Source organism: Streptomyces sp. NBC_00252, assembly GCF_036187565.1.
Classification (GTDB): Bacteria; Actinomycetota; Actinomycetes; order Streptomycetales; family Streptomycetaceae; genus Streptomyces.
This window is the reverse complement of the sequence record NZ_CP108087.1, coordinates 3,980,329-4,005,113: the sequence shown is the minus strand read 5'-3', so window position 1 is coordinate 4,005,113 and position 24,785 is coordinate 3,980,329. Positions and strand designations below refer to the sequence as shown.

Annotated in this window: 22 protein-coding genes; 7 read left to right on the top strand and 15 right to left on the bottom strand. The window is 69.9% G+C overall.

Annotated features, from left to right (window positions below; genetic code table 11):
• Nucleotides 1–61: 61 nt before the first annotated feature.
• Nucleotides 62–301, bottom strand: a complete 240-nt coding sequence (locus OHT77_RS17215; protein ID WP_328829355.1) for a hypothetical protein — start codon at nt 299–301, stop codon at nt 62–64.
• Nucleotides 298–1,224 carry an SPFH domain-containing protein gene (locus OHT77_RS17210; RefSeq protein ID WP_328829354.1) on the bottom strand — a complete coding sequence of 309 codons (927 nt, stop codon included), beginning with the start codon at nt 1,222–1,224 and terminating at the stop codon, nt 298–300. Before OHT77_RS17210 ends, OHT77_RS17215 begins: the two co-directional genes overlap by 4 nt.
• A gap of 235 nt (nt 1,225–1,459) precedes the next feature.
• Between OHT77_RS17210 and OHT77_RS17205 the strand changes: the two genes are divergently transcribed.
• Nucleotides 1,460–3,769 (top strand): transglycosylase domain-containing protein, encoded by a 2,310-nt coding sequence (locus OHT77_RS17205; RefSeq protein ID WP_328829353.1) that lies wholly within the window; start codon nt 1,460–1,462, stop codon nt 3,767–3,769.
• An 82-nt stretch (nt 3,770–3,851) separates the two neighbouring features.
• Here the strand turns inward: OHT77_RS17205 and OHT77_RS17200 are convergent, their stop codons facing one another.
• The 7 genes from OHT77_RS17200 to OHT77_RS17170 form a co-directional block, all read right to left on the bottom strand.
• The gene (locus OHT77_RS17200) at nt 3,852–5,309 is read right to left on the bottom strand and encodes a catalase (protein ID WP_328829352.1); all 1,458 of its coding nucleotides are present in this window, start codon (nt 5,307–5,309) and stop codon (nt 3,852–3,854) included.
• Between the two features lie 96 nt (nt 5,310–5,405).
• On the bottom strand, nt 5,406–7,508 hold the full coding sequence (locus OHT77_RS17195) for a SpoIIE family protein phosphatase (protein WP_328829351.1): 2,103 nt from the start codon (nt 7,506–7,508) through the stop codon (nt 5,406–5,408).
• Nucleotides 7,509–7,798: 290 nt separating this feature from the next.
• Nucleotides 7,799–8,491 carry a cytidylyl-2-hydroxypropylphosphonate hydrolase gene (fomD, locus tag OHT77_RS17190; protein WP_328829350.1) on the bottom strand — a complete coding sequence of 231 codons (693 nt, stop codon included), beginning with the start codon at nt 8,489–8,491 and terminating at the stop codon, nt 7,799–7,801.
• Between the two features lie 72 nt (nt 8,492–8,563).
• Complete coding sequence (locus OHT77_RS17185) at nt 8,564–9,967, bottom strand: class II fumarate hydratase (protein WP_328829349.1); 1,404 nt, start codon at nt 9,965–9,967, stop codon at nt 8,564–8,566.
• 89 nt (nt 9,968–10,056) lie between these two features.
• On the bottom strand, nt 10,057–10,857 hold the full coding sequence (locus tag OHT77_RS17180; RefSeq protein WP_328829348.1) for a DUF2690 domain-containing protein: 801 nt from the start codon (nt 10,855–10,857) through the stop codon (nt 10,057–10,059).
• A gap of 159 nt (nt 10,858–11,016) precedes the next feature.
• On the bottom strand, nt 11,017–11,379 hold the full coding sequence (locus OHT77_RS17175) for an SH3 domain-containing protein (RefSeq protein WP_328829347.1): 363 nt from the start codon (nt 11,377–11,379) through the stop codon (nt 11,017–11,019).
• Nucleotides 11,380–11,545: 166 nt separating this feature from the next.
• Entirely contained in the window at nt 11,546–13,216 is a 1,671-nt protein-coding gene (locus tag OHT77_RS17170) for a fumarate hydratase (RefSeq protein WP_328829346.1), read from the bottom strand.
• Between the two features lie 191 nt (nt 13,217–13,407).
• Here OHT77_RS17170 and OHT77_RS17165 point away from each other — a divergent pair, with 191 nt between their 5' ends.
• Both OHT77_RS17165 and OHT77_RS17160 read left to right on the top strand, forming a co-directional pair.
• On the top strand, nt 13,408–14,127 hold the full coding sequence (locus tag OHT77_RS17165; RefSeq protein WP_328829345.1) for a DUF1707 SHOCT-like domain-containing protein: 720 nt from the start codon (nt 13,408–13,410) through the stop codon (nt 14,125–14,127).
• A gap of 173 nt (nt 14,128–14,300) precedes the next feature.
• Nucleotides 14,301–14,675: a WhiB family transcriptional regulator gene (locus tag OHT77_RS17160; RefSeq protein WP_266772065.1), complete on the top strand. Its 375-nt coding sequence runs from the start codon at nt 14,301–14,303 to the stop codon at nt 14,673–14,675.
• Between the two features lie 187 nt (nt 14,676–14,862).
• On the opposite strand, the gene glpX is transcribed toward OHT77_RS17160, so the two are convergent.
• The gene (glpX, locus tag OHT77_RS17155; RefSeq protein ID WP_328829344.1) at nt 14,863–15,897 is read right to left on the bottom strand and encodes a class II fructose-bisphosphatase; all 1,035 of its coding nucleotides are present in this window, start codon (nt 15,895–15,897) and stop codon (nt 14,863–14,865) included.
• A gap of 126 nt (nt 15,898–16,023) precedes the next feature.
• On the opposite strand from glpX, the gene OHT77_RS17150 reads away from it, so the two are divergent.
• Nucleotides 16,024–16,545, top strand: a complete 522-nt coding sequence (locus tag OHT77_RS17150; RefSeq protein WP_328829343.1) for a DUF4245 domain-containing protein — start codon at nt 16,024–16,026, stop codon at nt 16,543–16,545.
• An 84-nt stretch (nt 16,546–16,629) separates the two neighbouring features.
• On the opposite strand, the gene OHT77_RS17145 is transcribed toward OHT77_RS17150, so the two are convergent.
• The 4 genes from OHT77_RS17145 to OHT77_RS17130 form a co-directional block, all read right to left on the bottom strand.
• Nucleotides 16,630–17,220, bottom strand: a complete 591-nt coding sequence (locus OHT77_RS17145) for a malonic semialdehyde reductase (protein ID WP_328829342.1) — start codon at nt 17,218–17,220, stop codon at nt 16,630–16,632.
• 260 nt (nt 17,221–17,480) lie between these two features.
• Complete coding sequence (locus tag OHT77_RS17140) at nt 17,481–17,714, bottom strand: exodeoxyribonuclease VII small subunit (RefSeq protein ID WP_328829341.1); 234 nt, start codon at nt 17,712–17,714, stop codon at nt 17,481–17,483.
• Nucleotides 17,715–17,723: 9 nt separating this feature from the next.
• Nucleotides 17,724–18,932 carry an exodeoxyribonuclease VII large subunit gene (gene xseA, locus OHT77_RS17135; RefSeq protein ID WP_328829340.1) on the bottom strand — a complete coding sequence of 403 codons (1,209 nt, stop codon included), beginning with the start codon at nt 18,930–18,932 and terminating at the stop codon, nt 17,724–17,726.
• Nucleotides 18,933–19,195: 263 nt separating this feature from the next.
• The gene (locus tag OHT77_RS17130) at nt 19,196–20,566 is read right to left on the bottom strand and encodes an APC family permease (RefSeq protein ID WP_328829339.1); all 1,371 of its coding nucleotides are present in this window, start codon (nt 20,564–20,566) and stop codon (nt 19,196–19,198) included.
• Nucleotides 20,567–20,664: 98 nt separating this feature from the next.
• On the opposite strand from OHT77_RS17130, the gene OHT77_RS17125 reads away from it, so the two are divergent.
• Nucleotides 20,665–21,690, top strand: a complete 1,026-nt coding sequence (locus OHT77_RS17125) for a 4-hydroxy-3-methylbut-2-enyl diphosphate reductase (RefSeq protein ID WP_328829338.1) — start codon at nt 20,665–20,667, stop codon at nt 21,688–21,690.
• A gap of 29 nt (nt 21,691–21,719) precedes the next feature.
• Nucleotides 21,720–22,466, top strand: a complete 747-nt coding sequence (gene ppgK, locus OHT77_RS17120; RefSeq protein ID WP_328829337.1) for a polyphosphate--glucose phosphotransferase — start codon at nt 21,720–21,722, stop codon at nt 22,464–22,466.
• Between the two features lie 340 nt (nt 22,467–22,806).
• Here the strand turns inward: ppgK and OHT77_RS17115 are convergent, their stop codons facing one another.
• Nucleotides 22,807–23,382, bottom strand: coding sequence for a DUF6542 domain-containing protein (locus OHT77_RS17115; protein WP_328829336.1), 576 nt, complete (start codon nt 23,380–23,382; stop codon nt 22,807–22,809).
• Nucleotides 23,383–23,581: 199 nt separating this feature from the next.
• Between OHT77_RS17115 and ychF the strand changes: the two genes are divergently transcribed.
• Entirely contained in the window at nt 23,582–24,670 is a 1,089-nt protein-coding gene (gene ychF / locus OHT77_RS17110) for a redox-regulated ATPase YchF (protein WP_033286607.1), read from the top strand.
• Nucleotides 24,671–24,785: the final 115 nt, after the last annotated feature.

Genomic DNA, 24,785 nt, shown 5'->3' with positions numbered 1-24,785 from the left:
CATGGCGGGGGGTGCGAACGCGCAGGTGGGGCCCGGGTGGAGCCCGATTGTCACGGTTCTGTCATTGAGGCGGCGCGGGAGGCCGGCCACGACGCGGCAGCGGTCCCGCCTCGCCGGGAAGCCGCCCCGCCTCCGCCAGCGCCCGCCGCAGCAGGAACTCGATCTGCGCGTTCGCGGACCGCAGTTCGTCGCCGGCCCACCGCGCGATCGCCTCGTACACCGAAGGGTCCAGCCGCAGCAGCACCTGCTTGCGCTGCTGCGGCTGACGCTGGGGGGCCGAACCCCCGGAGGGAACCGTCACTGGTACAGGGTGCCCGTGTTCAGCACCGGCTGCGGCGCCCGGTCCCCGCAGAGCACCACCAGCAGGTTGGACACCATCGCCGCCTTGCGTTCGTTGTCCAGCTCCACGATGTCCTGCTCGGTGATCCGGGTCAGCGCCGCCTCGACCATGCCCACCGCCCCGTCCACGATCTGCCGCCGCGCCGCGACGACCGCTCCCGCCTGCTGCCGCTGAAGCATCGCCGACGCGATCTCGGGCGCGTAGGCGAGGTGCGTGAAGCGGGACTCGATGATCTGCACCCCGGCCGCCTCGACCCGCGCGCTCAGCTCGACGGCCAGCTTCTCGGTGATCTCCTCGGCGTTCCCGCGCAGCGAGAGCCCGCCCTCGTCGTGGGCGTCGTAGGGATACTCGATCGCGATGTGGCGGACGGCCGTCTCGGTCTGGGTGGCGACGAACTCGGTGTAGTCGTCGACCTCGAATGTGGCCTGCGCGGTGTCGCGGACCTTCCACACGACGACCGCGGCCAGCTCGATCGGGTTGCCGTAGGCGTCGTTGACCTTGAGGGCCGGGGTCTCGTGGTTGCGGACCCGGGTCGAGATCTTGGTGCGCGAGGTGAACGGGTTCACCCAGCGCAGCCCGTCCTGCCGGATCGTCCCCCGGTACCGCCCGAAGAGCTGCACGACCCGCGCCTCGCCCGGCGCCACCGTGTTCAGCCCGCGCATCGCGATGAACGCGGCGATCAGGACGAAGATGCCGCCGATGATCAGCGCTGCCTTGGCGCCGGCCTCGTCGACCGCGCCGGCGCCGGTCAGCAGCCCGGCGGCGACGAGCAGTCCGGTGAGGCCGAGGACGAGCGCGAGCGCGCCGCCGATGCTGTGCGCGGCGAACTCGCGCACACGTGGTGCGGGCATCTCCGGGACGTCCGCGGTCACGTCGGTGGTCATGGTGTTCCCCCGTAGCTCGGTTGAATCAAAGTGATATCACTTTACCCGGGTGCGGCAACCCTCAACCCCTCTCGTACGTCGGTTCCATAAGGACGGGTGCTGATTGTCACGTCCGTAATGGACCGGATCGACAGCCCTTTGTCACAACTCCTGGTGTTAGCTTTCTGAGCTGACTTGACGGGCGAACCTGTGTGACAACGGATCACAAGAGAGCGAAGCGGAGCGGAACGGACTCATGGGACGAGCGGAAGAGAGACGAGCGCGCCAACGCGGTGGCCACCGCGCTGCGCCCAAGACCCGCCGCTCGTCGGGGGCGGCCGCCGAGGGCGCCAAGGGCGGCAAGGACGGCAGGAGCCTCATACGCAGGCTCTTCACCTGGAAGAAGATTCTCGGCGCGTTCCTCGGCGCCTGCCTGCTCGGCATCGGCGCGTTCATCGTGCTCTACATGATGATCAGCATCCCCGCGGGCAACGCCGACGCGAAGCTGCAGAGCAACGTCTACAAGTACAGCGACGGCTCGATCCTGACCCGCAAGGGCGATGTGAACCGCGAGAACGTCGACCTCTCGCAGGTCCCCAAGGCCGTCCAGGAGACCTTCGTCGCCGCCGAGAACAAGACGTTCTACAGCGACGCAGGCGTCGACCTCAAGGGCACCGCCCGCGGCCTGCTCAACACGCTGTCCGGCAAGGGCGCGCAGGGCGGCTCGACGATCACCCAGCAGTACGTCAAGAACTACTACCTGACGCAGGACCAGACCGTCACGCGCAAGCTGAAGGAAATGGTCATCTCGCTGAAGCTGGACCGCGAGAAGTCCAAGGACTACATCCTCGCCGGGTACATCAACACCAGCTACTACGGCCGCGGCGCCTACGGCATCCAGGCCGCCGCCCAGGCCTACTACCGGGTCGACGCCAAGGACCTCACCGTCCAGCAGGGCGCCTATCTCGCCGCGCTGCTCCAGGCGCCGAACCAGTACGACTGGGCGATCGCGAGCGACACCGGCAAGAAGCTGGTGCAGGCGCGCTGGAACTACGTCCTGGACAACATGGTCGGGCAGGACTGGCTGAGCTCCACCCAGCGCCAGGCCATGAAGTTCCCGGTCCCGAAGGCGCCCAAGCCCGAGGCCGGCATGGCGGGCCAGACCGGCTACATGGTGACCGCCGCCAACGCGGCCCTGGAGAAGCAGCTGATCTCCTCGGGGCAGGCCTCCGACACCAAGGAGGCCGAGGCGCTGGTCGACGCGGGCGGCTGGACGATCACGCTCAACATCGACAAGAAGAAGCAGGCCCAGCTGGAGAAGTCGGTCAAGTCCCAGCTGACCAGCAAGCTCGACGCCAAGAAGCGCAAGGTCGACGGCAACGTCCAGCCCGGCGCGGTCTCCGTGAACCCGAAGACGGGCGCGGTCGTGGCGATGTACGGCGGATCGGACTACCTCAAGCACTTCACGAACAACGCGACCCGCAGCGACTACCAGCCCGCCTCCACCTTCAAGCCGGTGATCCTGGCCGCGGCCCTGGCCGACGAGGCCAAGACGCAGTCCGGCAAGCAGATCACGACCGACACCCTCTACGACGGCACCAGCAAGCGCCCCGTCGTGGGCAGCGACATCGGGTTCGCGCCGGAGAACGAGGACGACCAGAGCTACGGCAAGGTCACCGTCCAGACGGCGATGAACAAGTCGATCAACTCGGTCTTCGCGCAGCTCGGTGTCGACGTCGGCATGGACAAGGTCATGAAGACCGCGGGCGAGCTGGGCATGGACACCGGCGACCTGAAGGCCGTACCGGCGCAGACCCTCGGCACCATGGGCGCGAGCCCGATGGAGATGGCCGGGGTCTACGCCACCTTCGACAACCACGGCAAGAAGGTCACCCCGGCGATCATCAAGTCGGTCGCGCACAACACGCGCACGGTCACCATGTCGAACCCGATCGGCGCCCAGGTCATCCCGCGAGGGGCGGCCGACACGGTGTCCTCGGTGCTGACCGGTGTGGTCGACGACGGTACGGCGAAGGTGTCGGTGGCCGACAACAGCAAGCGTGACGGGCAGCAGGTCGCGGGCAAGACCGGTACGTCCGACAACAACAAGTCGGCCTGGTTCACCGGTTACACGCCCGACCTGGTCACCTCGGTGGGCCTGTTCGGTGAGGACGCCAAGTCCCACGCCCAGGTGCCGCTGACCGGGGCGACCGGCCTGATCAGCGCGGGCGGCGGCCGTATCAACGGTGGTGGCTACCCGGCGCAGATCTGGGCGACGTACATGTTCGGAGTGACCAAGGCGAACGGCAAGTTCGACCTGGACACCGACCAGGGCGCGGCCGTCGAGCCGACCTACACCCCGACGCCGACCCCGACCCCGTCGGCGACCCCGTCCGAGACGCCGACCACCAAGTCGCCGTCCCCGACCCCGACGACGGAGTCCCCCACCCCGACTCCCACCCCGACGCCGACCCCGACACCCACCCCGACGCCGACGACCAGCGCGCCGACGACACCGGGTGAGGGCGACGGCACGGACGAACCGTTCGGCGGGCTCGGCCAGTAGGGGTCGTCCCGTACGACGAGAGTGGGCGCCCGGCATGCCGCCGGGCGCCCACTCTCGTACCGCTGGGTGAACTCGCCTGTCGTTAGGCGAAGTTCGCGGCGATCCGGTCGCCGACTTCCTTGTCGATGTTGTGCCAGTACTGCAGGGCGCGGTCGAGGACCGAGCGGGAGACGTCGGCCTTCAGGTGGCCGCTGACGTTCTCCACGAGACGGTCACGGGCCGCGTCGTCCAGGACCTCGCGGACCATCGTGCCCGCCTGGCCCCAGTCGTCGTCCTCGGCGTGCCGCTTCGTCGCCTCGCGGACCAGTTCACCCGCGGTCTGCCAGCTCGCCGGGTCGCCGAACTGCTCGTAGTCGGCGGCGGGGCCGCCGTAGGAGTTCGGGGCGTACGGGCGGGCGGTGCGCGACGGTTCGTAGCGCATCGGGCCGTCCTTGGCGTACGAGTTGACCGGGGAGTGCGGCCGGTTGGGCGGCAGCTGGGCGTAGTTGGGGCCGATCCGGTACCGGTGGGTGTCCGGGTACGAGAACAGCCGGCCCAGCAGCATCTTGTCCGGCGAGGGGCCGATGCCCGGCACCAGGTTCGAGGGCTCGAAGGCGGCCTGCTCGATGTGGACGAAGTAGTCCTCGGGGTTCTTGTTGAGGGTCATCCGGCCGACGTCGATCAGCGGGTAGTCCCCGTGCGGCCAGACCTTCGTCAGGTCGAACGGATTGAACCGGTAGTCCGCCGCGTCCTCGAACGGCATGATCTGGACCTTCAGGGACCAGCTCGGCGCGTTCCCGGCCTCGATCGACTCGAACAGGTCACGGCGGTGCTTGTCGCCGTCGGAACCGGCCAGCTCGTCGGCCTCGGCCTGCGTGAGGTACTCGATGCCCTGGTCGGTCTTGAAGTGGTACTTCACCCAGAACCGCTCACCTGCGCCGTTGATCCACATGTAGGTGTGGGAGCTGTAGCCGTTCATGTGGCGGTACGTCTTCGGGATGCCCCGGTCGCCCATCAGCCAGGTCACCTGGTGCGCCGACTCGGGGGAGAGGGTCCAGAAGTCCCACTGCATGTCGTTGCTGCGCAGCCCGGTCACCGGGTGGCGCTTCTGCGAGCGGATGAAGTCCTGGAACTTGATCGTGTCACGGACGAAGAAGACCGGGGTGTTGTTGCCCACCATGTCGTAATTGCCGTGCTCTGTGTAGAACTTCAGCGCGAAGCCGCGGGGGTCGCGCCAGGTGTCGGGCGAGCCCTGCTCACCGGCGACAGTGGAGAACCGCGCCAGCATCTCGGTGCGTTTGCCCGGCTGGAAGAGGTCCGCCCGGGTGAACTGGCTGACGTCGTTGGTCACTTCGAAGAAGCCGTACGCACCGGAGCCCTTGGCGTGCACCACCCGCTCGGGGACCCGTTCCCGGTTGAACTGGGCCATCTTCTCGATGAGGTAGTGGTCCTGGAGCAGGATCGGGCCGTCGGGTCCGACGGTGAGCGAGTGTTCGTCGCTCTCCACCGGGATGCCGACGTTGTTCGTGGTGTACGGAGTGTGCTGGGGGGACTGCGTCACGAGCGTCCTCCTGTTCGAAGAAAGTAGGTCGCTTTCGCTTCGCGTACCCCAGCAGTCAACTCCGACGCCGGAATGTCGGCAACTTTTGGACGAGTTCTAATTCCGGTTCAGTTCGAACCAGACCACCTTCCCCGTGCTCAGCCGCGTGGCTCCCCACCGACGGGCCAGTCTGTTGACCAGATACAGCCCGCGTCCGCCCTCGTCCGTGGCCCGCGCCTGGCGCAGCCGGGGCAGCTGGGGCACGTCGTCGCCGACCTCGCAGCGCAGCACGTCGGTCCGCAGCAGTCGGAGCGTGACCGGCCGCGAGGCGTACCGCACGGCGTTGGTCACGACCTCGCTGACCAGCAGCTCCACGGAGTCGCTCATGTCCTCCATGCCCCAGCGGGCCAGCGCGCGCCGGGCCAGCCGGCGGGCCTGGCCGGGGGCCGAGTCCTCCGGGTCGAGGAACCAGTACGCCACGTCACTGGGCGCGATCCCGTCGAAGCGGGCGGCGAGCAGCGCGATGTCGTCGTCCCGGTCGCCCGGGCCGAGCATGTCGAGCACCTCGTCGCACAGGGCTTCCAGGGGCGGCGGGTGATCGGGTCCGGTGAGCTGCGCGACCGCGGCGAGCTTTTCGCGCAGCTGTTCTATTCCGGTCCACACGTCCCGCAGCCGCGACTCGACCAGCCCATCCGTGTACAGCAGCAGCGTCGCGCCCGCCGGGGCGTCCAGCTCCACGGCCTCGAAGTCGACCCCGCCCACGCCGATCGGGGCGCCGGGCGGCACCCGCAGCACCTCGGCCCGGCCGCCCAGGTGCAGCAGCACGGGCGGCGGGTGGCCCGCGTTGGCGATGGTGATGCGGTGCGAGACCGGGTCGTAGACCGCGTAGAGGCAGGTCGCCATGCGGTCGGTGCCCAGCCGCTGGGCCTGTTCGTCGAGGTGGTGCAGGACCTCCTGCGGGGGCAGGTCGAGACCGGCCAACGTCTGGGCGGTGGTGCGGAGTTGGCCCATGATCGCGGCCGAGGTCATGGAGTGGCCCATGACATCGCCGACGACCAGGGCGACCCGGCTGCCGGGCAGCGGGATCGCGTCGTACCAGTCGCCGCCGACGCGTGCCGTCTCGGCGGCGGGCAGGTACCGGGACGCCAGCCGGACACCGGTGGGGCGGGGCAGGGTCTCCGGGAGCATGGTGCGCTGCAGCTCGTCGGCGATGTACGCCTCACGGCCGTAGAGGACCGCCTTGTCGATGCCCAGGGCGCTGTGCGTGGCGAGTTGGGCGGCGACCAGCAGGTCGTCGGCCTCGAACGCCATGCGCTCGGGGCGGCGCAGGAAGAGCGCGGCGCCGATCACCCGGCGCCGGCCGCGCAGCGGCGCGAGGATCGCGCGCTGACCGGCCGGGACGATCAACTCGCCGCCCTCGCCGAGCAGTTCGGGCAGTGCGGCGCGGGCGGCGGGGGAGTCGGCGAACACCGGACGGACGCCCCGCAGCACCTCGTTCAGCGCGCCGCCGGGCCGTACCTCGCACAACTCGGCGGTGACCGCGGACAGTTCGGAGGGCTGTTCCGGCTGGATCGCGGGCATGAAGCCGTTCTCCGTGTCCCGCTCCTCCGGGATGCGGTCGGTACGGCGCAGGCGCAGCACTACGGGACCCGTCGGCCGCTCGTCGCCCACCGGGAGCGGGTCGCGGAGATAGACCAGGATCGCGTCCGAGAACGTCGGCACGGTCGCCCGGCACAGCCCCATGACGATCTCGTCGAGGTCGATGCCGCGGGCGATCCGCCGGGTCGCGGCGCCCACGAAGCGCAGCCGGTCCCCGTCCCGCCGCATCGGCATGGGACCACCGGGCGGCAGCCCCTGTCCCGTACGGCGCTCCTTGCCGGAGGCGTCGGCGAGCCCCCCGCCGCCCGGCTGGGCCGGAATGCCGTCCGGCGAGGGGCGGGGGCGATGGGCGTCGGGTTCGGCCGCCGAGGGCTGGGAGTGCTCGGAACCGGCTGCGGCGGTATCGGGCTCGGGCTTCACAGGGGTACCTGCCGGGTCCTTCCGCTTGGCGCGGGACGTGCTCGTACCCGGTGCCGAGGGCGGCTCACCGGTGCGTGCCTGTGCCGGTAAGCCGGCTCCACCGGACGGCCTGGACGGCGTCGAGGTGTGCAGGAGCGCCCCGCGGGGGTCTGCGGGGTCGGCGCCGCCGGGGCGCTCGAACGAGGTGGGGTGCTCCGTCACGCGTGTCGAATCCGTCCGTCCGGGTCCGCACGCCGCGCGTACGGATCGTCCCGCCGAAATGCCGATACCCGGAATACGTGCCCCAGGAACGGAATTCCCGCGTGGTCAGAGGCTGTTCCTGTGCCACCGGCGGACCGGCGGCCCGAACCGGTGGTGTCCTGATACCCCTCGCTCACGTCCTGCCGCCCCTCGGTGACGTCTGGTCAGTCCCGGTGCCTACCCGGGGAGTTGTCGCTGTGTCCTTGCGGAGGACGATCCTACGGTTGTCGACCGGGGGCGCATCAAGGGTCTCATGTGGACAAGTGCGCGGGGGTGCGGTCCCAGTCCTCCGGAAGTGAAGGTACAGCCCAGGACGGATCCGGGCGCCAGTGCTGCCAGCCGTCCGCGAACGGCGACCCCCACGCACGGATCACCTCCACCGCCGACCAGCCCGCTTCCCTTACCCGCTCGGCCAGTTGGGGATCCATCAGACCGTCCCGCTGCGCCTGCGCGAACTCGTCCTCGTCCAGCCAGCGCCAACTGCGGTCCGGGTGCACGGAGATGTCCAGGAAGTGGTCCACCGAGTCGACCCCGCCGTCCCAACGGAGCTGCGGTTCCTCAAGGTTCACGTACCAGTTCTTGAACCGCCATCCGGGCTCCCAGAAGAGCCACACCGACCAGGGCTCACCGGGCCGCGCCAGCTTCAGCACACCCGTGCCGAACCAGTGGTCGCGCCGGACCGTGCGCGGCTTCGTGTACCGGGTCTCCAGCGGCTCCCCGTGCACCGACGTGCCGTCCGCGAGCACCGGCCGCACACACTCGGTGCCGGGCGCCATCCAGACGGCGAGCAGCTCCTCGTCGTCACGGACCACGGTGACGGGGCGGGCGATGTGGAAGCGCGGCCCGGCGTTCTCCCGGTAGCGCCACAGGATCTGATCCCCGGGCGCCCAGAAGGCCGTAGACGTACCCGCTTCCACCGCTCGCACCGCTCCACCGTCTGCCATGAACAGATATTAGGTGCCCCGGGCATACGACGCTGCGGTGCGCGTCACGGTTCACGCCAGGGCGCCCATTGGTTACGGACGCGTCATCCGCAGGACATCGAGGGCCGCGTCGAGCTGCGCCTCGGTCAGGTCGCCGCGCTCCACATAGCCGTTCTCGAGCACGACCTCACGGATCGTCTTCCGCTCCGCGAGCGCCTTCTTGGCGACCTTGGCGGCCTCCTCGTACCCGATGTACTTGTTGAGCGGGGTCACCACGGACGGCGACGACTCGGCGTACTCCCGCGCCCGCTCCCGGTGCGCGACGATCCCCTCCACGGTCCGGTCGGCGAGCAGCCGGGACACATTGGCCAGCAACCGGATCGACTCCAGGACGTTCTTGGCGATCACCGGCAGCATGACGTTCAGCTCGAAGTTGCCCGCGGCCCCGGCCGTGGCGACGGTCGCGTCATTGCCGACGACCTGCGCGGCGACCATCAGCACGGCCTCCGGAATGACCGGGTTGACCTTGCCGGGCATGATCGAGGACCCCGGCTGCAGATCGGGCAGCGAGATCTCCGACAGGCCGGTGCGCGGCCCGGACGCCATCCACCGCAGATCGTTCGAGATCTTCGTCAGCCCCACGGCGATGGTCCGCAGCTGCCCGCTGGTCTCGACGATCCCGTCCCGCGCGCCCTGCGCCTCGAAGTGGTCCCGCGCCTCGGTCAGCGGCAGCCCGGTGACCAGCGCGACCTCGGCGATCACGGCGGCGGAGAACCCGGGCGGGGTGTTGATCCCGGTGCCCACCGCGGTACCGCCCAGGGGCAGTTCGGCGAGCCGGGGCAGCGAGGCCTCCAACCGCTCGACGCCGTACCGGACCTGGGCCGCGTACCCGCCGAACTCCTGGCCCAGCGTGACCGGCGTGGCATCCATCAGGTGGGTGCGCCCGGACTTCACGACATCGGCGAACTCGACGGACTTGCGCGACAGCGCGCCCGCGAGGTGCTCAAGGGCGGGGATGAGGTCGTGGATGACGGCACCGGTGGCCGCGATGTGGATCGAGGACGGGAAGACGTCGTTGGACGACTGCGAGGCGTTGACGTGGTCGTTGGGGTGCACATCGCGCCCCAGCCGCTCGGTCGCGAGGGTCGCGATCACCTCGTTGGTGTTCATGTTGGACGAGGTGCCGGACCCCGTCTGGAACACGTCGATCGGGAAGTGCTCGTCCCACTTCCCGCCGGCCACCTCACGTGCGGCTTCCTGGATCGCCTCCGCGATGTCCTTGTCGAGCACGCCCAGTTCGGCGTTCACCTTCGCGGCGGCACCCTTGATCCGGGCCAGCGCCTCGATGTGGGCGCGCTCGATGCGCTGCCCCGAGATCGGGAAGTTCTCCACCGCCCGCTGGGTCTGCGCCCGCCACTTCGCGTCGACCGGGACCCGCACCTCCCCCATCGAATCGTGCTCGATACGGAACGGACCCACTGTCTGACCGTCGGCCATCGCCGATCACCTCCTGTGGGGGACAGCATCGCGGACACGTCCCGTGTTCCCGGCGCGGCGGGCGTCAACGGAGTGTCCCGGCCGAGCGCTCAGCCGGCGGGCCCCGTGCACACCGGCCTGCCGCCCACCTCGGCGCACGCCTGGGCACCTCGCGGGTCGGCGGCGGCCAGCATCGGGCTGCTGTAGCCGTCCGAACGGTGACCGGGATACTCGGCGGACAGCTCGTCCTGGCCCGCCCTGATGGAGATCTCCCGCGCCCCGGCGACCCGGGTGCGCACCTCGGACCACACGGTCGCGCAGGACGGCGAGTACCGCAGCAGCACGACCTGGGCGGCCCGGGCCGCGGACCGCTCCGTACGGGCGTCCCGGGCGCAGGTCTCCGAGGACGGCAGCGCCCCCTGGCAGCCGCCGCCCCGGCAGGAGGCCACCGTGCGCGGCTCCGCCCCGGTGTCGTGGTCGAGGACGTCGGCGGCACCGGCGGTGACCGCGACCGTGGTGGCCATCGCGGCGAGGGCGACGAGGGCGCGGACCGGGGGCCGGAGCCGACGGGACCGTACGGCCGGCACGGGAACAGGAGCAGGCGGCTGCGGCGGGGGAGGTGTGGGCCGGCTGACCTGCTCCCGGGTCGCCGCGTCCCACAGGGAGAGCAGCGCGCCGGGGTCGGTGTGCGCGAGCCGGGCGAGGGCCTCGACCGCGGACCGGGGCGGGAGGTGGTCGCCGTTGAGATAGCGGTGCCACGTCGACTTGCTGAACGGGGTCATGGAGGCCAGCGCGGCCAGGCTCAGCCCGGTCCGCCGCCTGAGGAGACGGAGCCGTTCCGTCAGGAGCCGCCCTGCGTCGTCGTACGGGCCGGGCAGCGGCTGCCGCTCGACCGTCACGTGGCTTTCCATCCTGCTCCCTCGCCGTACCGGGGTGACCGCCGTGATCCGTTCCCGGGGGCGGTGCCGGGCCACACCCGGATCGCCGGAATATGAAGGGGTGTTGACCTGGCGTCCCCCGACGGGACGTACGGGACCGTTCCGCCGGGGGCGCCGTGGGTCAGGCGGGGGTCAGCACCAGCGGACGGCGCTGCGGTTGTGGACGTAGTGGGCGGAGACGTAGCCCTCGTGGTGCGGGAGCTTGTACCAGCGGTGGTTGCCGAAGACGTCCGACCCGTACGTCTTGCAGACGATCGGCAGCGTCCGCCCGACCGGCCGGGAACCGACCACGCGGTAGCCGGTGCCCGGGCCGGAACGGACGTTCAGCCGCTTGTAGTGCCGGGTGGTGACCTGTCCCACCACGTGCCGCGCCGCGTGGTGGTGGGTGACGTGGTGCGAGGCCGGGGCGGCGGTGGCGGCTACGGCTGTCACGGGGAAGACGGCGACAGCCGCGACCGCGGCCACGAGCCCGTTGCGCAGAAGGCGTCCGAACATGGGGGGTTCCTCCGAGTCGACCGTGGATCACGGGATGTGATCCAGTCGACCCGGAGCGTTTCCGGCAAAGCACCCGAAAATGCCGTCCCGGATGTCCCTGGGACGAACTGGGACGGGGGCGGTTTTGTGACCTGTCCCGGGACACCCCCAACTGGGTTCAGGGGGCCTACGCCAGCCCCGGCCCCCGCACCGGAATATGCGTGAACGTGGGCTCCGGCGCCGGGTTCTGGAAGAAGTCGTTGCCCTTGTCGTCGACGACGACGAACGCCGGGAAGTCCTCGACCTCGATCTTCCAGACCGCCTCCATCCCGAGCTCCTCGTACTCGACGACCTCGACCTTCTTGATGCAGTCCTGGGCGAGCCGCGCAGCAGGCCCACCGATGGACCCGAGGTAGAACCCACCGTGCGCGTCACACGCGTCGGTGACCTGCTTGCTACGGTTCCCCTTCGCCAGCATCACCTTGGACCCCCCCGCCGCCTGGAACTGCTCGACGTACGAGTCCATGCGCCCGGCGGTCGTAGGCCCGAAGGACCCGGACGCGTAACCCTCAGGGGTCTTCGCGGGCCCCGCGTAGTACACGGGGTGGTCCTTCAGGTACTGCGGCATCTCCTCGCCCGCGTCCAGCCGCTCCTTGATCTTGGCGTGCGCGATGTCCCGCGCCACGACCAGTGGCCCGGAGAGCGAGAGCCGGGTCTTGACGGGGTACTTGGTGAGCTCGGCGAGGATGTCGTCCATCGGCTGGTTGAGATCGATCCGCACGACGTCCTCCTCACCGGAGTCCAGGTGCTCGTCGGTCGTCTCCGGCAGGAACCGCGCCGGGTCCGTCTCCAGCTGCTCCAGGAACACACCCTCGGCGGTGATCTTCGCGACGGCCTGCCGGTCGGCCGAGCAGGACACGGCGATGGCGACCGGGCAGGACGCGCCGTGCCGGGGCAGCCGCACCACACGCACGTCGTGGCAGAAGTACTTGCCGCCGAACTGCGCGCCGATCCCGATCTTCTGCGTCAGCTCGAAGACCTTCTGCTCCAGCTCCTTGTCCCGGAAGCCGTGCCCCAGCTCGGAGCCCTCGGCCGGGATCTCGTCCAGGTAGTGCGCGGAGGCGTACTTCGCGGTCTTCAGCGCGTACTCGGCGCTCGTGCCGCCGACCACGATCGCGAGGTGGTACGGCGGGCAGGCGGCCGTACCGAGCGAACGGATCTTCTCCTCGAGGAACTTCATCATGGAGCCCTCGTTGAGGACCGCCTTGGTCTCCTGGTAGAGGAACGACTTGTTGGCCGAGCCGCCGCCCTTCGCCATGAACAGGAACTTGTAGGCGCCGCCGTCGGTCGCGTACAGCTCGATCTGGGCCGGCAGGTTCGACCCGGTGTTCTTCTCGTCCCACATGGTGAGGGGCGCCATCTGCGAGTACCGCAGATTGAGGTTCAGGTAGGCGTCGTAGATGCCGCGGGACAGGGCCTCCTCGTCGCCGCCCTCCGTGAGGACGTTCTGTCCGCGCTTGCCCATGACGATCGCCGTGCCGGTGTCCTGGCACATGGGGAGCACGCCGGCCGCCGCGATGTTCGCGTTCTTCAGGAGGTCGAGCGCCACGAACTTGTCGTTGTTCGACGCCTCGGGGTCGTCGATGATCCGGCGCAGCTGCGCGAGGTGGGCCGGGCGCAGATAGTGCTGGATGTCGTGGATGGCCTCGGCGGCCAGCTTCCGCAGCGCCTCCGGCTCGACCTTGAGGAACGTCCGCCCGTCGGCCTCGAAGGTGGAGACACCCTCGGAGGTCACCAGCCGGTACGGGGTGGTGTCCTCTCCCATGGGGAGCAGATCGGTGTACGCGAACTCAGGCATCGCAGCCCATTCCTCACTCGACAGACGGCCGCCCGCCGACACTGGCGGGCGCTCACCAGCGTAGAACCTGCCGCTGACAGCGAGCTTGTGAGGTAGGGCTCAGTTGTCCGGGGCCGCTCTCCGGGGCCGCGGCGCGCCAACGTTGTCCACACCCCTAGTCGCGATCTATCGCGTTTCGGTACGCTGCTGCCGTGGACCTTCAGAAGCAGCCCGCGGCCCCGCAGTCCGCCGCCCAGCAGCCCGCCCCCGCCGCCCCGGCACTGCGCGCGTCGGACGCCGACCGCGACCGCATCGCCGACATCCTCCGCGAGGCCCTGGCCGAGGGCCGGCTGGACGCGGACGAGCACGCCGAGCGGGTCGAGGGGGTGCTGAGCGCCAAGACGGTCGGCGAGCTGGAGGTCTTCATCCAGGACCTCCCGGCCGCGCACGGCCACCGGCGGCAGCCCCCGTCGTACAGCCCGGCCCCGAACCGCCCGACGGAGGGCGCGATCCCGGCCGAGGCCGATGAGAACGTGGTGGCGGTGTTCAGCTCCGCGATGCGCAAGGGCCGCTGGCGCGCGGGCCGCAGAATGCACGCGTACGCCGTGTTCGGCAATGTGGAGATCGACCTCAGCGAGGCGATCTTCGAGTACCAGCAGGTCGTCATCAAGGCGATCTCGGTCTTCGGCAACGTCGAGATCCGCGTCCCGGAGAACGTGTCGCTGCGCGGCACCGGCGGCGGCGTCCTCGGCAACTTCGAGGTGGACACGCTGGACTCACTGGAGCCGGACGCGCCCGTGGTCTACGTCGACGGCTGGGCCGTCCTCGGAAACATCGAGGCAAAACCGAAGCGGGGCAAGCTCGTTGCGGACATCCTCGATCGGGTTCAGCGCAAGGTCGACAAGAGTTTGCGCAAGCACCTGGACCGTTGACGGTTGTGAATCGGGACACATGCGGAGCCGATCGGTCCACGCCCGTCGGGCCCTGACGGCGCACGGAAGCGCCCGAAATCCAGCGGTTCGGAACTCAGTGCATAGGCGCGCGCACAGCGGGTAGGCCTTGCTGCATCGTCTCTCGCTCGCGAAGCCGTCGTCAGGAGTAGACCGTGCTGCAACCGCCGCATTCGTCCCTGCAGGTAGCTGCTGTTCCGGCCCAGCGGGTGCCTGCGCGAGACAGGGACCAAGACGCTCCCTGGCACACCGAAGCGGTGTGCCGGCGCGACGAGGCCGGCCTGTTCTTCGCACCTTCCAAGGAACCCACCGCCGCCCGTCTCTCCCGTGAGGACGCCGCCAAACGCGTCTGCGCCCGCTGTCCGGTCATGGTCGAGTGCCGAGAGCACGCCCTCCTGCAACCCGAGCCCTACGGCGTCTGGGGCGGCCTCACCGCCGCCGAACGCCGCGTGGTCCTGGCCAGGCGCCGCCGCCGCGACCTGGAACTCCAGAAATCCCGAGCGGCGGCCCGCATAGCAGCGGCAGGCTGACCAACGAAGAAGAGGCGCCCCCACCGCACCGGGGGCGCCTCTTCAGTTGCCGGGCAGGGCATCCCACCGAGGGGCCACCTTCTGGTCACCGAGCAGGACAACCCCGAAAGGGGCGCGGGGAACTGCGCGACCAGCCACAGCGCACCGCGAGCCGCCCATGATCCGCAGCCCGCCACTCCTGGGCGCGTTACTTGGCCCGATCGAAGTCGATCGCGCTGTACGCCCGCAACTTGCTCAGCCGGTGCTCCGAATCGATCCGCCTGACCGTCCCGGACTTCGACCGCATCACGATCGAGTCGGTGGTCGCGGTCTCCGCCCGATAGCGAACGCCCCGCAGCAACTCCCCGTCCGTGATCCCGGTGGCGACGAAGAACACGTTCTCCCCCGACACCAGGTCATCGGTGGTGAGCACCCGGTCGAGGTCGTGCCCCGCGTCCAGCGCCCGCTGCCGCTCCGCGTCGTCCTTGGGCCACAACTTGCCCTGGATCACGCCCCCGAGACACTTCACGGCACACGCGGAGATGATGCCTTCAGGGGTGCCACCGATACCGAGCAGCAGATCCACGCCGGTATTTTCCCGCAGCGCCAGGATCGACCCCGCGACATCCCCGTCGGAGATCAGCTTGATCCGCGCACCGGTCTCCCGGATCTCCTTGATGATGCCGTCGTGCCGAGGCCGGTCCAGCACGACGACGGTGACGTCCTCCGGGGTGACCCGCTTCGCCTTGGCGACCCGTCGCACGTTCACCGAGATCGGCGCCTCGATGTCGACGAACTCGGCCGCCTCGGGCCCGGCGACGAGCTTGTCCATGTAGAACACGGCGGACGGGTCGAACATCGACCCCCGGTCCGCGGCGGCCAGCACCGCGATCGCGTTCGGCATGCCCTTCGCGTTGAGCGTGGTTCCGTCGATCGGGTCGACGGCGATGTCGCACTCCGGCCCGGTCCCGTCACCGACGCGCTCGCCGTTGAAGAGCATCGGCGCCTCGTCCTTCTCGCCCTCCCCGATGACGACGACGCCGTTCATCGAGACGGTGGAGACGAGGGTCCGCATGGCACGCACGGCGGCACCGTCGGCGCCGTTCTTGTCACCGCGCCCGACCCAGCGGCCCGCGGCCATCGCGGCGGCTTCGGTCACCCGGACGAGCTCCAGGGCGAGGTTGCGGTCGGGGGCCTCGGAGGGGACTTCGAGTTCGGACGGCAGATGATGATGCTCGGTCATCGGAGCGCACCTTTCTGATACGACGACGGCCGGATGAGGGTATGGCCACGACTCTATCGCCAGGCAGACAAAATGAGCAGGGGGCCCCACGGATGAGCGGACCAGGGCACCTGCGACGATAGGGACGTGGCAGGTTCGAACGGCAAGCAGAAGACGGTCCGGGACATGATCCTCTCCCTGGGCCTGATCGGGATCGCGGCGGCGATCGTCTACATCTTCATCCCGCACAGCGACCACGCTCCGGACGTCAAGCGGGTCGACTACCGCGTGGAGCTGCTCACGGCACGCCGCGCGGCGCCGTACCCGGTGGCGGCCCCGGAAGGCCTGGCCAAGAGCTGGAAGGCGACCTCGGTCAGCTACGACGGCGCCGCGTTCGACGCCTGGCACCTCGGGTTCAGTGCCCCTGGCGGTCAGTACGTGCAGATAGAGCAGTCGACTCAGAAGCCGGCCGATTTCGTCGACACCGCCAGCCAGGGCGGCACCGCGACGAAGACCACCCAGAACATCGACGGCCACACCTGGACCCGCTACACCGGCGGCCGCTACGACGCCCTCGTGCTCACGGCCAAGGGCTCGACGACGGTCGTCGCGGGCACCGGGTCCTTCGACCAACTGACCGAGATGGCGAAGGCGTTGAGAACGAAGTAGCCCGACCGGGACGACGTGGACCGGCAGTCATGACGAAGGCCCCCGGCACTGTGCGTGCCGGGGGCCTTTCGTGTGTCACGCGTCTCAGACGGTGGTGACGACCTCGTCGTAGGACAGGCGCGGGGAGCGCGGGAACCAGGCGTCCTCGCCCGGCTTGCCGATGTTGACGACCATGATCGGGGTGTGGTCGCCGTCCAGGAACTCCTTCTGGACCCCGGCGAAGTCGAGACCGGTCATCGGGCCCGCGGCGAGGCCGGCGGCGCGGATGCCGATGATGAAGTACGCGGCCTGGAGGGCGGCGTTCAGCGCGGCGTTGCCCTCGCGGACCGAGCGCTCGCCGAAGACGGCGTCCTTGGCCTGCGGGAAGTGCGGGAAGAGGTTGGGCAGTTCCTCGTGGAACTCGTTGTCCGCGGAGAGGATCGCGACCAGCGGGGCGGCGGCGGTCTTCTTCTTGTTGCCCTCGGCGAGGTGCTGCACGAGGCGCTCGCGGGCCTCGGGGGAGCGGACCAGGGTGATGCGCAGCGGCGACTGGTTCATGGAGGTCGGGCCGTACTTGACCAGGTCGTAGATCGCCTGCACCTGCTCGTCCGTCACCGGCTCGTCGGTGAACGTGTTCGCGGTGCGGGCCTCGCGGAACAGCAGGTCCTGGGCGGCGGGGTCAAGAACGAGAGACATGCGTGAACTTCCTCGGGGGCCGGGAACCGGGATATCCGGACCGCGGTCCGGATAAGCTGACACGGCAGACCGTACGCGATGAAGGTTCAACCTTCAACAAAAAACGGGGCGAGGTGATCCGCTTCACAGGGATCACTGCCGGTGGCGCGTACCAGGGCGCCGCGACCCGCGGATACCGGCTGCCACCCGCGCCGATCGGCAGCCGCCCTCGGCGACCGGCGCGGGGCCGCTACTCGGTCTCGCCGTCCTCCGCGGGACCGCTACTCGCTCTCGTCGTCCTCCGCGGCCTCTTCCTCCGCCAGGGCCGCGTCCAGCCGGGCCCGGGCGCCGTCCAGCCAGCGGCGGCACACCTTGGCCAGCTCCTCGCCGCGCTCCCAGAGGGCGAGCGACTCCTCCAGGGTCGTGCCGCCCGCCTCCAGCCGTCGGACGACCTCGATCAGCTCGTCGCGCGCCTGCTCGTAGCCGAGCGTCTCTTCCGTCACCTTGCTGGTCATTCGCCCACCCTATGCATCCACTCGTACGGAGAACTCACCCTCGGCGACCCGTGCGCGCAGCACGTCGTCGGCGCTCACCTCGTCCGGGTCCCGGACCACATGACTGTCGGCCCGCTGGAGCACGGCGTACCCGCGCTTCAGGGTGGCGGCGGGGGAGAGGGCCACCACGCGTGCGTGCGTGTGGGTCAGCTCCGAGTCGGCGCGGTCCAGGAGGTGGCCGAGGGTGCGCCGGCCGCGGTCGAGGAGGGCGGCGACATGGTCCGCGCGCTCGTCGATCATCCGGTGCGGATCCTGTATCGACGGCCGCGACAGCGCCTGCGCGAGCCCGCGCTCCTCGCGGTCCACGAACGCCACCGCGCACCGCCGGGCCCGGTCCCGCAGCTGCCGTACGCGCTCGTACTCCTCGCCGACGTCCGGTACGACCTTCTTCGCGGCGTCGGTGGGGGTGGAGGCGCGCAGGTCGGCGACGTAGTCCAGGAGGGGCGTGTCGGGCTCGTGCCCGATCGCGGACACCACGGGCGTACGGCAGGCCGACACCGCGCGCACCAGCTGCTCGTCGGAGAACGGCAGCAGGTCCTCCACGCTGCCGCCGCCCCGCGCCACGATGATCACGTCCACGCCGTCGAGCGCGTCCAGCTCCTTGACGGCCTGCACGACCTGCGGCACGGCGTGCACGCCCTGCACGGGCACGTTGCGCACCTCGAAACGGACCGCCGGCCAGCGGTGCCGCGCGTTCTCCAGGACGTCCCGCTCGGCCGCCGAGGCACGCCCGCAGACCAGCCCGATCAGCTGCGGCAGAAAGGGCAACGGCTTCTTCCGGTCCGCCGCGAACAGCCCCTCGGCCGCCAGCGACTTCTTCAACTGCTCCAGCCGCGCCAGGAGTTCACCCACCCCGACCGGCTTGATCTCCGTGGCCCGCAACGACAACTGCCCCCGCGGCGCGTACCACTCGGGCTTCGCCAGGACGACGACCCGCGCGCCCTCGGTCACCACATCGGCGACGTCGTCGAACACCTGCCGGAAACAGGTCACGCTCACCGAGATGTCGTACGACGGGTCACGCAACGTCAGAAACACGACCCCCGCACCCGGCCGCCGCGACAACTGGGTGATCTGCCCCTCGACCCACACCGCACCGAGCCGGTCGATCCACCCGCCGATCAGCCGGGAGACCTCACCGACGGGGATGGGCGCATCCGAAGCAGTGTTGAGAGCCATGCGCCCGAGCGTAACGGGCGCCTCTGACAACGCCGCCCGGCATCTCGGGCCTGTTCGGCACCTCCCAACGCGGGCCGCGCAAATTCAGCCCGTCCGGCACCTCCCAACGCAGGCCGCGCAAATTCAGCCCGTCCGGCACCTCCCAACGCGGGCCGGCATTATTCAGCCCGTCCGGCGTTTGAGGACGAGGCCCCTTCAGGGCCGATGGGGGTCTGGGGGCGGAGCCCCCAGGAGACGCCCGCCCCCACCCACACACCACCTAGCTACTGCCGAACCGCCCCACGCGACTGCACCACCAGCACCACCAACCCCACCGCCAACCAGATCGCCCCCACCACCTGCGCCGTCCCGGACGCCTCCACGATCACGGCGATGGTGATCGCCGCCCCCAGCACCGGCACGAGCACATGCCGCCACCACACCACCGGCCCACCCCGACGCCGTACCGCGAACCACCCCACCACGCTCGCGTGCAACAACGTGAACGCGGTGAGCGCACCGATGTCGACGACCGAGACGAGGTGGTCGAGCCCGTCGTCACGCCGAGCCGCCCAGACCGCGGCGATCAGCGTGATGACGGCCGCCGAGAGCAACGCGACCCGCGGCACTCCGTCATCGGTCTTGGACAGGGCACGCGGCAGCCGCCGGTCACGCGCCATCGCGAACACCAGGCGCCCCGCCGCGGCCTGCCCGGCCAACGCGGCGAACGCCGCGCCGATCGCCTTGCTGACGGCGACCAGGTTGTGCAGCCAGTTGCCGACCGACACGTCGACGGCGTCGTAGAACGCCGATCCCTGCTTGCCCGCGTCGGCGGCGAGCTGCGCGGACGTCGTCGGCTCCAGGAGGGCGACCAGGTACGTCTGGGCGATGAACAGCACACCGGCCAGCGCCAGGCAGAACAGCAGCGCCCTGGCGACCTTCTCGGAGCCGCCGGTGACCTCCTCCGCGAAGGTGGCGACCGCGTCGAAGCCCAGGTAGGACAGGACGGCCACCGAGACCGCGCCGATCACCGCGGACAGCGCGAACGCGCCCTGCGTGCCGTCCCCGGAGAGCGGCGAGAGCCAGCCCCGTTCGGCACCGTCGCGCGCGAGGACGACGATCGCCGACACGATGAAGATGATGAGGACGACGATCTCCATCGCGAGGACGAGGAAGCCGACGCGGGCCGCCGCGCGCACACCCCAGAGGTTGAGGCAGGTCGTGATGACGACCGCCAGCGCGGTCCACACCCAGCGCGACACGTCCGGGACCAGCGCGTTCATGGCGATCCCGGAGAACAGATAAGCGACGGCCGGGATGAGGATGTAGTCGAGCATCGCCATCCAGCCGGCGATGAACCCGGCCTCCTTGCCGAGCCCCACGCGCGCGTAGGCGAACACCGAGCCCGCCTGGGGGACAACCCGCACCATCTGCGCGTAGCTGAACGCGGTGAACGCCATCGCGACCGTGGCCACGATGTAGACCAGCGCGACCGCGCCGTGCGACTTGGCGTCCAGCGTGCCGAACACGCCGACCGGCGCCATAGGGGCGATGAACAGCAGCCCGTAGACGACGAGATCCCGGAAACCCAGGCTGCGCCGCAGCCCGGGCCCGTCGCCGCCCGTGGCCGTCGTGTCCGTGTCCGTCTCCGCCATCTCGCGTCTCCCGTACGTCGTGCCCGGCCCCACCCCTCCCACTCCACGGCCAGTCTCCCCAAGGACGCGATCTTTGACCCGTCGAGCGCGGCCTTACGATGGGACGCATGACTGCTTCGTCTGGCCGCCGTGTCCTGCTCGCCGCCCCCCGGGGCTACTGCGCGGGCGTGGACCGCGCCGTGATCGCCGTCGAGAAAGCCCTTGAGCAGTACGGGGCTCCGATCTATGTCCGGCACGAGATCGTGCACAACAAGTACGTCGTGCAGACCCTGGAGAAGAAGGGCGCCGTCTTCGTCGAGCGGACCGAGGAGGTCCCCGAGGGGAACATTGTGATGTTCTCCGCGCACGGCGTCGCCCCCGTCGTCCACGACGAGGCCAAGCAGGGCCGCCTCGCCACCATCGACGCGACCTGCCCCCTGGTGACCAAGGTCCACAAGGAAGCCGTCCGGTTCGCGAACGACGACTTCGACATCCTCCTCATCGGCCACGAGGGCCACGAGGAGGTCATCGGCACCTCCGGGGAGGCCCCCGAGCACATCACCCTGGTCGATGGCCCCAAGGACGTCGCCAAGGTCGAGGTACGGGACCCGTCCCGGGTGGTCTGGCTCTCCCAGACGACCCTCTCCGTGGACGAGACCATGGAGACGGTCGACGCGCTGAAGGAGAAGTTCCCGCAGCTCATCTCCCCGCCGAGCGACGACATCTGCTACGCCACGCAGAACCGCCAGCTCGCCGTGAAGCAGATGGGCGAGGAGGCCGACCTGGTGATCGTGGTCGGCTCGAAGAACTCCTCCAACTCCGTACGGCTCGTCGAGGTCGCCAAGCTGGCCGGCGCCCGCGCCGCCTACCTGGTGGACTTCGCCGACGAGATCGAGGAGGCCTGGCTGGAGGGCGTCACCACGGTCGGCGTGACCTCGGGCGCCTCCGTACCGGAGGTCCTGGTCGAGCAGGTGCTGGAGTGGCTGTCGACGCGCGGCTACGAGGACGTCGAGCTGGTCAAGGCGGCCGAGGAGTCCATCACGTTCTCGCTGCCCAAGGAGCTCCGCCGCGACCTGCGCGAAGAGGCGGCCGCGCTGGTCGCCGAGCGCACCGGCGCGGACCGTACGGCACCCTCCGGGCAGTGACCGTCAGTCGTTCGTCGTAGCGTGGATCCATGCAGATCTTCGGCGTGGACATCGGTGGATCCGGGATCAAGGGCGCCCCTGTGGACCTGGACAAGGGCGAATTGACAGAAGAGCGGTGCAAGGTGCTGACCCCGCACCCGGCGACACCGGACGGAGTGGCCGACGGCGTGAAGGAAGTCGTCGACCACTTCGGCTGGACGGGACCGGTCGGGCTCACGTTTCCAGGTGTGGTGACCGGCGGATCCACGATCCGTACGGCGGCGAACGTCGACAAGAGCTGGATCGACAAGGATGCGGGCGCGCTCTTCGCCGACCGGCTGGGCGGCCTCCCGGTGACGGTCGTGAACGACGCGGACGCGGCGGGCGTCGCCGAGATGCACTTCGGCGCGGGCCAGGGCCGCAAGGGCACCGTGATCCTGCTGACCTTCGGCACGGGCATCGGCAGCGCCCTCTTCGTCAACGGCGTCCTGGTCCCGAACACGGAGCTGGGACACCTCGAGCTGAACGGCCACGACGCCGAGAAGAAGGCGTCCAGCAAGGCCAAGGAAGACGGCGAGCTGACCTGGGAGCACTGGGCCCACCGGGTCCAGAAGTACCTCGCGCACGTCGAGATGCTGTTCTCCCCCGAGCTGTTCATCATCGGCGGCGGAGTCAGCCGCAAGGCCGACAAGTTCCTCCACTTCATCGAGGACATCAAGGCCGAGATCGTCCCGGCCCAGCTGCAGAACAACGCGGGGATCGTGGGGGCGGCGATGCACGCGGCGGGGGACGACTAGAGCGGGGTCCCTCCGGGGGTGAGGGAGGGGGCAGGGGTTGCGCGCGCGTGCCTGAGAAGGGGGCGCGCGCGTTTGCCTGGGCCGGTGTCACGCGTGCGTGGCTGTGGGCGGTGCGGCGACTGCGGGCGGCGCGGGCGTACGGGTACGGGGGCCACGCGCGTGTGTCCGTGGACGTACGGACGTCACGGTTGGTGGCGTACCGGGACTGCGGGCGGCACGAGTCGTACGGGGGCTGCGGGCCCGCGCGGGCCCTACTGGGACTGCGGCCCGCGCGAGCCCAACGGGGACTGCGGGCCGCGCGAGCCACACCGGGACTTCGGGTCGTACGGGACCACCGGTGTCACCCGCGGCGCCGTCGGTTCAGTAGGCGGATTCTGCGGACCGTGGCGATGACGCCTGCGACGAGGGTGCCGCCGTAGAGCCAGCCGGCCTGGGTGGCGAGGGCGGTGAAGATGCCGACCAGGCGGTTGGCGAGGCCGTTGCTGCCGTCGGCCACCGGGAAGAGGCCGACGGCGAAGGCGATCGGGACGACGACCGGCGCGGTGAGCAGGTCGCCGCGGCGGATCCAGACGGCCGTGAGCACGCTCACCGGCACGAACAGCACGCCGTAGACGGTCGGAGAGCCGCCGAACAGCAGCTGGTCGAGACACCCGAGCACGAACATCACGGCCGTGCAGAACAACCCGCCGCCGAGCCCGGTGAGCCGGGGATTGGGCAGTTGCCGTACGGTCGCGGCCGCCGCCGGACCCGGCCGCCGTACCGCCGCCGGACGGCGCTGCGCGGTGCCGCGGGCCTGCGGGTTCGGCCTGGTCGTGCGGGCCGGGCCGCCGTTCGGGCCCCGGCCCGCCTGCGGGGGAAGGGGCGGGGCCCCGCGTTTCGCGCCGGGCTGTGGGGGTCGTGTCCTGTGTTGCTCCACTGCACCAACTTAGGTCGGTTTATGTGCCGAATAGGTCCTCAGACACGCCGATGGGCAGAGCTTGGCCACGTGTTCGACGCGGAGCCGGGAGGGCGCGGCACACGCCGTAGACTGGTGGATCGGCCCCCGGCCCCGGTCCCCGCGCCCCCGGCCGGCCCCTCCACTGCTCTCACGCCACTCACGTACGGGAAGTCGCAACGTGTCGCTCACGATCGGAATCGTCGGTCTGCCGAATGTCGGCAAGTCGACCCTGTTCAACGCCCTGACCAAGAACGACGTGCTGGCGGCCAACTACCCGTTCGCCACGATCGAGCCGAACGTCGGCGTGGTCGGTGTCCCCGACCCGCGCCTGACGAAGCTGGCCGAGATCTTCTCCTCGCAGAAGATCCTCCCGGCGACCGTCGACTTCGTCGACATCGCGGGCATCGTGAAGGGCGCGTCGGAGGGCGAGGGCCTGGGCAACAAGTTCCTCGCGAACATCCGTGAGTCCGACGCGATCTGCCAGGTCATCCGCGCCTTCAAGGACGAGAACGTCGTCCACGTCGACGGCAAGGTCTCGCCCAAGGACGACATCGAGACGATCAACACCGAGCTGATCCTCGCCGACCTGCAGACCATCGAGAAGGTCCTCCCGCGCCTCCAGCGGGAGTCGCGCATCAAGAAGGACATCGGCCCGAAGGTCGCGGCGGTCGAGGCGGCCCAGGAGATCCTGGAGAAGGGCGACACCCTCTTCTCGCAGGGCATCGTCCAGGGCTCCGGCAACGAGGAACTCCTGCACGACCTGCACCTCTTGACGACCAAGCCCTTCCTCTACGTCTTCAACGTCGACGAGGACGAGCTGGTGGACGAGGACTTCAAGACCGAGCAGCGCGCCCTGGTCGCCCCCGCCGAGGCGATCTTCCTCAACGCGAAGCTGGAGGCGGACCTCGCCGAGCTCGACGACGAGGAAGCGATGGAGCTCCTGGAGTCGGTCGGCGTCGAGGAGCCCGGCATGACGACCCTGGCCCGCGTCGGCTTCGACACCCTCGGCCTCCAGACCTACCTCACGGCAGGCCCCAAGGAGTCCCGCGCCTGGACCATCAAGAAGGGCGCCACCGCCCCCGAGGCCGCCGGCGTCATCCACACCGACTTCCAGAAGGGCTTCATCAAGGCGGAGGTCATCTCCTTCGCCGACCTGGTGGAGACGGGCTCGGTCGCGGAGGCGCGCGCCAAGGGCAAGGCGCGCATGGAGGGCAAGGACTATGTGATGCAGGACGGGGACGTGGTGGAGTTCCGGTTCAACGTGTAGAGCACCATCGACTGACGAGGCCGGAACCAGCACCTGGTTCCGGCCTCGTGGGTTTATCGTAAGAGTTACTAACTCTGTATTTGTTTTCCTGTGAGGGTTTCCGTCGCTTCCCCCG

Coding starts and splice junctions, on each gene's coding strand:
- OHT77_RS17210 (WP_328829354.1), bottom strand. CDS start 1,224: ATGACCACCGACGTGACCGCGGACGTCCCGGAGATGCCCGCACCACGT.
- OHT77_RS17205 (WP_328829353.1), top strand. CDS start 1,460: ATGGGACGAGCGGAAGAGAGACGAGCGCGCCAACGCGGTGGCCACCGC.
- fomD (WP_328829350.1), bottom strand. CDS start 8,491: ATGGCAGACGGTGGAGCGGTGCGAGCGGTGGAAGCGGGTACGTCTACG.
- OHT77_RS17185 (WP_328829349.1), bottom strand. CDS start 9,967: ATGGCCGACGGTCAGACAGTGGGTCCGTTCCGTATCGAGCACGATTCG.
- OHT77_RS17180 (WP_328829348.1), bottom strand. CDS start 10,857: ATGGAAAGCCACGTGACGGTCGAGCGGCAGCCGCTGCCCGGCCCGTAC.
- OHT77_RS17175 (WP_328829347.1), bottom strand. CDS start 11,379: ATGTTCGGACGCCTTCTGCGCAACGGGCTCGTGGCCGCGGTCGCGGCT.
- OHT77_RS17170 (WP_328829346.1), bottom strand. CDS start 13,216: ATGCCTGAGTTCGCGTACACCGATCTGCTCCCCATGGGAGAGGACACC.
- glpX (WP_328829344.1), bottom strand. CDS start 15,897: ATGACCGAGCATCATCATCTGCCGTCCGAACTCGAAGTCCCCTCCGAG.
- OHT77_RS17145 (WP_328829342.1), bottom strand. CDS start 17,220: ATGTCTCTCGTTCTTGACCCCGCCGCCCAGGACCTGCTGTTCCGCGAG.
- OHT77_RS17140 (WP_328829341.1), bottom strand. CDS start 17,714: ATGACCAGCAAGGTGACGGAAGAGACGCTCGGCTACGAGCAGGCGCGC.
- xseA (WP_328829340.1), bottom strand. CDS start 18,932: ATGGCTCTCAACACTGCTTCGGATGCGCCCATCCCCGTCGGTGAGGTC.
- OHT77_RS17130 (WP_328829339.1), bottom strand. CDS start 20,566: ATGGCGGAGACGGACACGGACACGACGGCCACGGGCGGCGACGGGCCC.
- OHT77_RS17125 (WP_328829338.1), top strand. CDS start 20,665: ATGGGACGCATGACTGCTTCGTCTGGCCGCCGTGTCCTGCTCGCCGCC.
- ppgK (WP_328829337.1), top strand. CDS start 21,720: ATGCAGATCTTCGGCGTGGACATCGGTGGATCCGGGATCAAGGGCGCC.